This window comes from Paraburkholderia sp. JHI2823 (genome assembly GCF_038900695.1).
Taxonomy (GTDB): Bacteria; Pseudomonadota; Gammaproteobacteria; order Burkholderiales; family Burkholderiaceae; genus Paraburkholderia; species Paraburkholderia mimosarum.
Map to the genome: position 1 here is coordinate 1 of NZ_JAYMRY010000080.1, position 10209 is coordinate 10209.

Sequence of the window (10209 nt, forward strand, 5' to 3'; positions counted from 1 at the left end):
CCTCACAGCGCTTTAAAAAGGTTGATTCGCGTTGAAATTGCACAATGCGAAAGATTTAGCGGCAGTGGGCGCGTAAATCGTGGAAGGCCGCTGCCCGTCGAGGGGTATTTCCGCAACCTGCTAGGGCATTTTGGTCACGAACACAGGCTGCTCGAGGGTCGCCTCTTCGGGGGCGGTAGCGAGAAAGTATTTGAGCAGCTCCGTATCGCCATCGGGCCATTCAATAAGCAGCCATTCTTCGTCGCGAACGGTACTTCGCCAATAGTCGTGATGTGCGGGACGAACCCGCACGGCGGCAAAGCGTGAGGAAAGTGCTGCGTTGCTGCCTTCCCGCCAGGTTACGGTTTGCCACGCGTTCATGGGCAATTGCATGACCAGTTCCTTCACCACGAGCGGTTTATGGCCGGGCGCACGACGCAACAATTTCGGTGGCTGACCGAGGCCACTCCAGGGCTTGGGTGGAAGCGGCGCCGTACCTGGCGCCCACACAGAGGTGCCCGGCCGGATCCCTATCCTGTTTGCCCAGTTGCCCACAGTAATGCCGCGCTACGCCGACTGAATGCTTGCCTTTCTTCGGGAAGCCCGTGTCGTCAATAATCCAGTAATAGCCAGCCTCTTCAGAACGCGGGCATCACCCATTCGCGTACCCGCTGCAGGACCGCCCGGTCAGACCATTCTGCGTTGGCCACAAAATGGTGGAGTGACTGGTGTTTCGCACTCGCGTGAAGTCGGTCAATATGCGCGGCCATGGGCTCGACGCTCTTGCGTGATAACGGCATTACCAAGCCCGAACAGTAACCCTTGAGGCCGGCATGGCGATCGGCGTGCCCTAACGCCTGCGCCAGATGAGTCAGATACGCGTCAAATTCGTCGACATCTTCTCTCATCACGGTCCGCCCGAAGTTTGTATTATTCAACACTACCAGGTATCGCTTTTCTGCAAACATCTTTTTATGACACAGTGAGATTAGAGACCAGTTCAAATAGCCGACTGCGCTCGTTTGAATATATTTGGGCACACGAGCGAGCAAGAGAATTTGAGGAATGCTTCGTGAATGTCGCTACGGCGATCGAAGCGAATGCGAAGCCGACGGAAATTGGGAAGCCACGAGTGAGGACGCCGTCTTGAGTCTCCTTGAGAATCTGTAGCGTTATGTGTCGTCGATCGCGAAGACCTGAGCTACGCCAGTTCAGACAACAGGTATACTCGCGGTCGACGGCTGCATATTTCGCTATGCCACATAAGAACGGATCGCGTTCCAGGACGGTCTGCACTTTGGCGCGAGACTGTTGAATCCTGCCCGCATGTCGGTCACGCCGGCAGCCAGCCACACACGCGTGCCGGCAGGAAGACCGATCATGTCTCGGCCTCCGCAGCCACACGCAACGCACGCAACGTACGCAACGTACGCAACACAACACGCAGCGTGGCTGCGTCGGGCGTGCCAGAGATACGCACGCGTGCGACGCCGACGCAAATCTCAATCACATCCGCGACGACCGGCTGGCCTTGCTCTGCGACTGAACAGGCAACGCAACCGCTTTCTCTATCGTGCGTTCCTCATGCGTCACATCGGGCCAGCCTGCCACGCGCTCGTTCTCGCGATGTTCAACGACACGGTGCTCGTCTACCTGCGCGGCGCGCAGGGGGCGTGAGGCTCTGCGCGAAGGTCGGCGATCAACGGCTGGAGGCTGCGTGCGAGCGTGCGCTCGTGTTCGCCAGCCCCAAGTACCGCACCGTCAAGACGATCCTCGACAACGCGCTCGACAGCCAGCCCACCGCGGCACCAGCGCCGACGCCGGCGCCTGCCGACACCTATCTGAACAGCGGCCGCTTCGGCCGTGACCTCCATTCCCTTCTGATCCATTGAACGCCTATGCATCTCACGAGGCATTTCTCAAATTTGGTTGTTCCCTCGTCTGCTGGAACAGCTTCAGACGGACGGAGCAGTCTTTTTGAATCCGTCTCTTATTTGATATCTCCTGACGGCACGTTGCTCTATCACCGGATCGCAGTCATAGGTTTGGCCGTTCGAAAAAATTTTTTTAAACATGTACACCATTGTGACGATTCAATAATCGCTTGACGCATCTCATTGAAGGCATGGCGGATCATTGACTTTGTAGTTGCGCGATATTGGGGGTTGGTGATCTGACTCAAGATGCGCTGCTGACTCGCATCAAGAGCAACCAATAAAATCGTGAGCGTCGGCAGCCCTCGTGGCAGCCATGAATCTGTCAAATTATTCAATATCGGAATCCACGCTCTGCGAGTATGCGGGTATTTGCCATGTCAATATTCCGATCCGACACACAGAAGACGCATACCGAATTGTTTTTGAAGGTCTCTTAATTGTTGCAACATCCCAGTGTTCTACGCTGCGAAACGTTTCTGCGCTGAAGCCAATACACTGCGACGACATCTGGTTTTCCTTGGAGTCAACTTTTTCAGCGCAGATGCGAAATGGCAGACCCCAGCCGCTCCTTCGCGCGCTTCAAGGCCGATGCAATAATTGCATGCGCTCGACCGCGGAATAATTGCTCAAATGCCCTTCACCAGCGGCCTGGCGGCGTGCTGCCGTAATGAGAGCCTTGTTGCGTGGAGGGGCGGACGGTGCGCTGACCTGCTTATCCAGTGCATTGCTGCTGCAACGCGGACATGACGTCAACGAATTGGCGCGTACAAGTATCTCGAACCGCAAATTGCAGTTTCGGCATACATAGTCGTAAAGTGGCATGGGAACTTTTCCTCAATGCGCAAAGTTGCGCGACGTGGCATCATTGGCGAAACGCGACGATTCGCGCATGGCGTTTTTGAGTCGGTCTACCGTTAGCAGAAACTGTAGTCCAAAATCCGTGGCCATGTCGAAAGCAGTTCGCCCATCTGGCGCGACCAAACTGTCACTCGCACCAAGGGATATTAGCAACCACATGACGTCGACTCTGCCGCAGGCTGCTGCCTGCATCAGGCATGTGACGTCGTGCGCATTGGCATGGTCGACATTAAGACCGGCACTGACCAACCGTAGAATCGGTCCGGGCGCTCCGCATAGACATGCGTACCATAGCGCATCGTTGCCGTTGTCGTCGAGCGCACTGACGGGTGCACCTTCGTCGAGCAACGCGGCGACGATACGGTCTTCCCCATGCATCGCTGCAAGCATCAGCGGCGTTATCCCGTCAACGCTGCAGGAATGGGCATCGGGAAACTCATGCGCCGACAGCCATCTAGCGACTGACGAACGTACAGGAGCTTGCAGACCTTCATCGGCGTCCTGGAGGCGCTGACCGTCCGCTCTTCGACGTGCGGCCGCATCGAGTAGCAATGCCATGGTGATTCTCCAGTTAGATTGCGTGAGCGTTGTGATAGCTTAGATGCATGGCGGCGTTTTCATGCAGAAGCACCGCGGCGAAATGAAACTTAGACGGGTCTGTTTTCGTTGGGATTACGGACTGGGCCCATCAATTCGAGTCCCTGCGCGTAAGTGATGGAATCGAAACGTAAGTCGAACTTCGACCCGGCTTCGGCGACCGCGTCGAGTTTCCCCGCGGTGTCCTTTTTCTTCAGCTCTGCCTTATCGAGATACAGGAGCTCAAGTATTTCGTTGTAGACCGTCGATTCCACGATAGGAAGGACATAGAATACTGCGTCCTGGTAGTGCACCTGATAGCGACTCGAAAGATCGATGTTGTCGCAGAACAGAAAGTATTTTCCTTTTGGCGAGAGTGCGTCTCCCAATACTGCGGCGACGTCTTTCAGATGTTCGAAGCTCAATAGCCACCCCGCGAAAAATACGAGATGCGGGTCGCCGACGTCGGCTACTGCCATGACCTGCTCGCAAGACAGCTGAGGGGGGCGGGCCTCGTCAGCGAGTTGCGGTCCGAAGCGTAGCGCGAGCTCGCCCCGAAAACCGGCGCGCCGAGGCGTACTGGTGGGGCCCTTAAACACGGCATTAAGTAAACGGCCTTCGAACTGCAAGCGGGCGAAAACAGTCTGGTGAAGTCCCTTGTCGTTAGTCATATCATTCATTAGGTTTCCCTATTCAATTTGAGTAAATACTGTGGAATGGTGGTTGGACAAGAAGCACGCAGTTCATGTGCAAATTCCGTACCACCAATCCAGCCGCTCGCTGGCCCACTGTCATTGACCGAGGCTGGCCCAAAAAAAGGTGGTGCAAATCTGGTTTGCGACAACGACGCACGGTTTGTCATGAAGCCGACGCTGCGAACGTCGGTAGGTGCCATGCTGGTATGTTTGCTGAAAGCGCGATTTATAAGGCATTTCAACCATTCTCGACCCTTGGCATAGAAACTGCACTATAGCGACGCGCGGACACCATCCGGCCGATGCGTGACTCTGCAGAAGAAGATCTATGGACACTGCACGCCGCGGGCATGATCGCGGCTTTGCAGCCTTGATTGGCAACCTTGGTTTAATCCTTCTATCTCAATGGAGTATCACGATGGCTCAACTTCGGCAGATCGCTTTCTACGGAAAGGGCGGGATTGGCAAATCGACCACGTCGCAAAACACGCTCGCGGCGCTCAGCGACCTTGGGCAAAAGATACTCATCGTCGGCTGCGATCCGAAGGCTGACTCGACACGGCTGATATTGCATGCGAAGGCACAGGACACAATTCTCTCTCTCGCGGCGGAAGCCGGCTCTGTGGAGGACCTCGAACTCGAGGATGTCATGAAGATTGGCTACAAAGACATACGCTGTGTGGAGTCGGGTGGTCCAGAGCCGGGTGTCGGCTGCGCGGGTCGCGGTGTCATTACATCGATTAATTTCCTGGAGGAAAATGGCGCCTACGACGGGGTTGACTACGTTTCATACGATGTGCTGGGCGACGTGGTGTGCGGAGGATTTGCAATGCCAATTCGCGAGAACAAGGCACAGGAGATTTATATCGTGATGTCAGGCGAGATGATGGCTATGTACGCTGCGAACAATATCTCAAAAGGGATTCTCAAGTATGCCAACAGCGGTGGCGTGCGTTTGGGCGGCCTGATTTGCAACGAGCGAAAGACCGACAAAGAACTCGAGCTTGCGGAATCGCTCGCAGCGATGCTCGGCACACGTCTGATCCACTTTGTACCGCGCGACAACATCGTTCAGCATGCGGAGCTACGCCGCATGACGGTGATCGAGTACGCGCCAGAGAGTGCGCAGGCCGGCCAGTATCGCGCGCTTGCCGAGAAGGTGCATAACAACGCCGGCAATGGCGTGATCCCAACGCCGATCACGATGGACCAACTCGAAGATCTCCTGATGGAAAAAGGAATCATGGTGCAGGTCGATGAATCGAAGGTCGGCAAGGCAGCGGCTGAACTGACCACCTGACGGCTGCGGGGACAACGGTTTCCGTACGGCGTACGGCAACCGATTCCGGCGATCACATTTCTCCCACTTATGGATATGCAATGACCGCAACGGTTGAAGAACGTAAGGCCGCTCACAAGGCTCTCATTGACGAAGTGCTGCGAGCTTACCCGGAAAAGATGGCCAAGCGGCGGGCCAAGCATTTAGGCACTTTCGAGCAGGGTAGGCCGGACTGTGGGGTGAAGTCCAACATTAAGTCGCTGCCAGGTGTGATGACGATTCGCGGCTGCGCATATGCCGGTTCGAAGGGCGTGGTCTGGGGACCGATCAAGGACATGATTCACATCAGTCACGGACCTGTCGGCTGCGGCCAGTATTCGTGGGGTTCGCGCCGAAATTATTATGTCGGAACAACCGGAGTCGACACTTTTGTCACGATGCAGTTTACTTCTGACTTTCAGGAGAAGGACATCGTGTTTGGTGGCGACAAGAAACTCGACAAAATCGTCGATGAGGTTCAGGAACTGTTTCCGCTCAACAGAGGCATATCAGTTCAAACCGAATGCCCGATCGGTCTGATCGGCGATGACATCGAGGCAGTCTCGAAGAAGAAGAGCGCACAGTATGAAGGGCACACAATCGTACCCGTACGCTGCGAAGGATTTCGCGGGGTATCGCAGTCGCTTGGGCATCATCTCGCGAACGATGCGATTCGCGATTGCGTATTCGACCGTGCCGATCCCAATAAACATTCCGCGCTCGAGGCAACTCCGTACGACGTTGCGATCATCGGTGACTACAATATCGGTGGCGATGCATGGTCAAGCCGTATTCTCCTTGAGGAGATGGGTTTGCGCGTCATTGCGCAGTGGTCGGGCGATGGCACGCTCGCTGAACTGGAGAATACGCCGCGATCCAAGCTCAATCTGCTCCACTGCTATCGGTCGATGAATTACATCAGCCGGCATATGGAAGAGAAGTATGGTATTCCTTGGATGGAATACAACTTTTTCGGTCCTACAATGATCGAAAGGAGCCTGAGAGAGATCGCGAGCCGATTTGACGACACGATCAAGGTCAATGCCGAAAGGGTGATCGCAAAATACCGCCCTCTGATGGATGCGGTTATCGCGAGATATAAGCCGCGCCTCGAGGATAAGAAAGTGATGCTTTTTGTAGGCGGCCTTCGCCCGCGCCATGTCATCGGGGCGTACGAGGACCTAGGCATGGAAGTCGTTGGTACTGGCTACGAGTTTGCCCATAACGATGACTATCAGCGCACTACGCATCACATCCAGGATGGCACTCTAATTTACGACGACGTGACCGGCTACGAATTCGAGCGGTTCGTCGAACACATGCGGCCTGATCTCGTCGGTTCAGGAATCAAAGAAAAGTACGTCTTTCAGAAGATGGGCGTTCCGTTTCGCCAGATGCACAGTTGGGACTATTCAGGCCCATACCATGGCTATGACGGCTTCGCAATCTTTGCGCGCGACATGGACATGGCAATTTCGAGTCCTGTGTGGACTCTTTCCAAGGCGCCCTGGAAGAATGCGGCGTGAGCCAGGCGGGCCGTTGGCGATGCGGCCGTGTCGCCTGAAGGCTCTTCAGGAAATCGATTCAGGAGCGAGTCATGCCCCAATCAAGCGACAACATTCTCGATCACGAACTGCTCTTTCGCGAGCCGGAATATCAGGCGCTTTTGCGCAACAAGAAGCAAAATTTTGAGTTCAACCATCCAGATGAGGCAGTGAGGGAGGTTGCCGAATGGACAAAGACTGAAGACTACAAGCAGAAAAACTTCGCGCGCGACTCGCTAACCATCAATCCAGCGAAGGCCTGCCAGCCTCTTGGGGCGGTATTCGTGGCGAATGGTTTTCATAGAACACTGCCCTTCGTGCATGGCTCTCAGGGCTGCGTGGCCTATTACCGCTCGCACTTTTCGCGGCACTTCAAGGAGCCGACGTCGTGCGTGAGTTCGTCAATGACCGAGGACGCGGCGGTTTTCGGGGGGCTCAACAATATGGTCGACGGTCTGGCGAATGCATACAACCTTTATAAGCCCGAGATGATCGCCGTTTCGACGACCTGCATGGCAGAAGTCATCGGTGATGACCTCGATGCATTCATCAAGAATAGTAAGCAGAAGGGGAGTGTTCCTCAAGACTACGATGTGCCGTTCGCTCATACACCCGCGTTTGTCGGCAGTCACGTGACGGGTTACGACAATGCTCTATTGGGCATTCTCAAACACTTCTGGGATGGCAAGGCGGGTACGGCAACGCCACTCATACGTGTGCGGGATGAGAGTGTAAACTTTATCGGTGGATTTGACGGTTTCGTGGTCGGCAACATCAAGGAGATTCGACGTATCTTCGATCTCTTTGGCGTGAGCGTGAACATCATCTGCGATCCTTCCGATACATGGAATACACCGACGGATGGCGAATTCCGTATGTATGAGGGCGGAACGACGAAGAACGAAGTTGAACGCGCACTGAATGCGAAAGCGACGTTCATTTTCCAGGAGTATTGCTGCGAAAAGACGGCGAAGTATATCGCGGAACACGGCCAAGAGGTAGTTGTGTTTAATTCACCAGTCGGCGTTGCTGGTACCGACCATTTCCTCATGGAGATATCGCGTGTCACGGGTAAACCGATCCCGCCAGAACTGGAAAGGGAGCGGGGGCGGCTCGTTGATGCAATGGCGGACAGTCAGGCTATTCTCCATGGCAAACGCTATGCACTTTACGGCGATCCCGATCAGATGCTAGGTTACACGCAATTCCTGCTCGAGCTCGGTGCGGAGCCGGTGCATGTTGTGTCGACAAACGGTAACGACGGATGGGCCGAGAAGGTCAAGGCGTTGTTGGACGCGTCGCCATACGGCGCGGGATGCAAGGCCTATCCGAAGCGCGATCTTTGGCATCTGCGCTCGCTGCTATTTACCGAACCAGTCGATTTCCTGATCGGCAACACTCACGGGAAGTACTTGGAGCGCGATACGGGGACACCGCTGGTGAGACTCGTGTTTCCTATTTTTGACCGCCACCACTATCACCGCTTCCCAACCTGGGGGTATGAGGGTGGTTTGCGCGTGCTTGTGTCACTACTGGACGAATTCTTCGAAAAGCTCGATACGAGTACGGTCGATATTGCAAAGACTGATTACAGTTATGACATTGTCCGCTGATGGCAATGGTCTTTGCCTAGGCTTGGTTTGCCCAGCCCCTCGACGTGGGCGATCGTGCGCGGCCGCCCGGCAGAGGGCGGTCCGCACGACTTTTTGACTGGTTGTTCATAACACCGAAGTGTGGCCACTCTCCGCAATCCGATTCGGATCCATCCAACAAAAGCCACTGCTGGAAGTTGCAAATCTCGATTAATTAACCCGATGCAATGAGGGAGAGCAGCGGCAGTAAGCCCGACTGGAGTAACGCAGAATTTGCACACAGATCTCCTTCGAAGGAGCACGCAAATGGACGCATCTGACACAGCTATTCGTGGGCGGAATGCGACGCTAGGTGGCCGCCGTACATGGCCTTTGACCTGGGCGAGAAGAACTGCAAGCTCTCACTGGGTGATGGACGGCGCGCGCCCAGCCGCTGTACGGTCGCTGCGGGCGATACCACAGCCGTCCTCACCGCCATCGCGAACGCAAAGGCGCGCTGCCATCTCAGCGCCGACGCGCCAGTCTATAGCTGCTATGAGGCGGGGCGCGATGGCTTCTGGATTCATCGCTGGCTGACTGGACAGGGCATTGCCAATCTCGTGGTGGATTCGGCCAGTATCGAGGTGAACCGCCGTGCGCGGCGTGCCAAGACGGACCGGCTCGACAGCGACAAGCTGCTGTCCATGCTCATCCGATATCACACCGGCGAGCGGCGCGTATGGGCTGTGGCACGTATCCCTACTCCCGAGCAGGAAGACGACCGGCGGTTGCACCGCGAACTTGAACGCCTGCGGCATGAACGTACCGCGCACACTAACCGGATCCGCTCCCTGCTTGTACTGCATAACCTTCGGGTCAAGTACGTCGGCGGCCGCGTCTGGACGCACTGGTGGACCCGGCACCGCGATCTGCTCGCGCCCGGTCTGCGCGCCGAGATTGACCGTGAATGTGAGCGGCTCGCGCTGGTGCGCCAGCAGATCCGCTCGCTCGAAGTGCAACAGGAGCGGCAGGTGTGCAGCGGAGCGCACACGGGCATGGCGTTGCTGGCACAGCTTGCGGGTATCGGTAGCGGCAGCGCGTGGACTCTGGTCAGGGAACTGTTTGGCTGGTGACAGTTTCACAACCGCCGGGAACTGGCTGGTTGTCTGGGCCTGACGTCCACGCCGTACGCCAGCGGTACCAGCGAGGTTGAACTCGGTATCAGCAAGGCGGGAACCGCCGTGCGCGTCGTGGCAAGACGGGCCGGCTCGACAGCTACAAGCATGCTGCGGATCTCATCCGCTATCACACCGGCGAGCGGTGCGTCGGGGCGGTGGCGCGTACCCCTACTGCCGAGCAGGAAAATGACCGGCCTGTGCACCGCGAGCTCGAACGCCAGCGCCAGGAACGTACCGCACACACCAGCCAATTCCGCTCTCCGGTCAGATTTGGTTGGCGAAGTTTCCGGTGGATCGCGATCTGGGCGGGTTCGACTGCGACGGCTCGGCCGTTGACGTTGATCGCGAAGTTAACATGCACTGGCCGACATGAGTTTTACGGAGGCCGCACACAACCCGGTGGACCGTGTCTTAACAAGACATCAACTAGGGCGTGTTCACACTATCTGAGCCCATCAACGATGAGCGCGAAATTGATAAAGGCGAGGAACATCACGTCCAGTTTTTCGAACCGCGAAAAGATGCGGCGGAAGCCTTTGAGGCGGCGAAACAG

8 protein-coding genes and 3 pseudogenes are annotated in these 10209 nt (G+C 56.2%); 5 read left to right on the forward strand and 6 right to left on the reverse strand.

Annotated elements, in window-relative coordinates; genetic code table 11:
- Nucleotides 1-126: 126 nt before the first annotated feature.
- Both VSR34_RS36690 and VSR34_RS36695 read right to left on the reverse strand, forming a co-directional pair.
- Nucleotides 127-887 (reverse strand): annotated as a pseudogene (locus VSR34_RS36690) (transposase); the annotation flags it as partial.
- Nucleotides 888-979: 92 nt separating this feature from the next.
- Nucleotides 980-1120, reverse strand: a pseudogene (locus VSR34_RS36695) (IS5/IS1182 family transposase); the annotation flags it as partial.
- A 532-nt stretch (nt 1121-1652) separates the two neighbouring features.
- On the opposite strand from VSR34_RS36695, the gene VSR34_RS36700 reads away from it, so the two are divergent.
- The gene (locus VSR34_RS36700) at nt 1653-1871 is read left to right on the forward strand and encodes a hypothetical protein (protein ID WP_342965032.1); all 219 of its coding nucleotides are present in this window, start codon (nt 1653-1655) and stop codon (nt 1869-1871) included.
- A 624-nt stretch (nt 1872-2495) separates the two neighbouring features.
- On the opposite strand, the gene VSR34_RS36705 is transcribed toward VSR34_RS36700, so the two are convergent.
- The 3 genes from VSR34_RS36705 to VSR34_RS36715 all read right to left on the reverse strand — a co-directional run bounded on the left by VSR34_RS36705 (nt 2496) and on the right by VSR34_RS36715 (nt 4030).
- Nucleotides 2496-2738, reverse strand: coding sequence for a zinc ribbon domain-containing protein (locus VSR34_RS36705; RefSeq protein ID WP_342965033.1), 243 nt, complete (start codon nt 2736-2738; stop codon nt 2496-2498).
- 12 nt (nt 2739-2750) lie between these two features.
- Nucleotides 2751-3332, reverse strand: a complete 582-nt coding sequence (locus tag VSR34_RS36710; protein WP_342965034.1) for an ankyrin repeat domain-containing protein — start codon at nt 3330-3332, stop codon at nt 2751-2753.
- 89 nt (nt 3333-3421) lie between these two features.
- Nucleotides 3422-4030, reverse strand: a complete 609-nt coding sequence (locus VSR34_RS36715) for a hypothetical protein (protein WP_342965035.1) — start codon at nt 4028-4030, stop codon at nt 3422-3424.
- A gap of 433 nt (nt 4031-4463) precedes the next feature.
- Between VSR34_RS36715 and nifH the strand changes: the two genes are divergently transcribed.
- The 4 genes from nifH to VSR34_RS36735 all read left to right on the forward strand — a co-directional run bounded on the left by nifH (nt 4464) and on the right by VSR34_RS36735 (nt 9611).
- Nucleotides 4464-5345 carry a nitrogenase iron protein gene (nifH, locus tag VSR34_RS36720; protein WP_028215377.1) on the forward strand — a complete coding sequence of 294 codons (882 nt, stop codon included), beginning with the start codon at nt 4464-4466 and terminating at the stop codon, nt 5343-5345.
- A gap of 80 nt (nt 5346-5425) precedes the next feature.
- On the forward strand, nt 5426-6889 hold the full coding sequence (gene nifD, locus VSR34_RS36725; protein ID WP_342965036.1) for a nitrogenase molybdenum-iron protein alpha chain: 1464 nt from the start codon (nt 5426-5428) through the stop codon (nt 6887-6889).
- Between the two features lie 71 nt (nt 6890-6960).
- Nucleotides 6961-8520, forward strand: coding sequence for a nitrogenase molybdenum-iron protein subunit beta (nifK, locus tag VSR34_RS36730; RefSeq protein ID WP_342965037.1), 1560 nt, complete (start codon nt 6961-6963; stop codon nt 8518-8520).
- A 344-nt stretch (nt 8521-8864) separates the two neighbouring features.
- Entirely contained in the window at nt 8865-9611 is a 747-nt protein-coding gene (locus VSR34_RS36735) for a hypothetical protein (protein WP_342965038.1), read from the forward strand.
- 487 nt (nt 9612-10098) lie between these two features.
- On the opposite strand, the pseudogene VSR34_RS36740 reads toward VSR34_RS36735, so the two are convergent.
- Nucleotides 10099-10209: pseudogene (locus VSR34_RS36740) on the reverse strand (IS5/IS1182 family transposase); the annotation flags it as partial.

Excerpts from the sequence above, each read along its gene's own strand:
- VSR34_RS36735 (WP_342965038.1), top strand. The coding sequence starts at position 8,865 with ATGGCCTTTGACCTGGGCGAGAAGAACTGCAAGCTCTCACTGGGTGAT.
- VSR34_RS36705 (WP_342965033.1), bottom strand. The coding sequence starts at position 2,738 with ATGCCACTTTACGACTATGTATGCCGAAACTGCAATTTGCGGTTCGAG.
- nifD (WP_342965036.1), top strand. The coding sequence starts at position 5,426 with ATGACCGCAACGGTTGAAGAACGTAAGGCCGCTCACAAGGCTCTCATT.
- VSR34_RS36710 (WP_342965034.1), bottom strand. The coding sequence starts at position 3,332 with ATGGCATTGCTACTCGATGCGGCCGCACGTCGAAGAGCGGACGGTCAG.
- VSR34_RS36715 (WP_342965035.1), bottom strand. The coding sequence starts at position 4,030 with ATGAATGATATGACTAACGACAAGGGACTTCACCAGACTGTTTTCGCC.
- nifH (WP_028215377.1), top strand. The coding sequence starts at position 4,464 with ATGGCTCAACTTCGGCAGATCGCTTTCTACGGAAAGGGCGGGATTGGC.
- nifK (WP_342965037.1), top strand. The coding sequence starts at position 6,961 with ATGCCCCAATCAAGCGACAACATTCTCGATCACGAACTGCTCTTTCGC.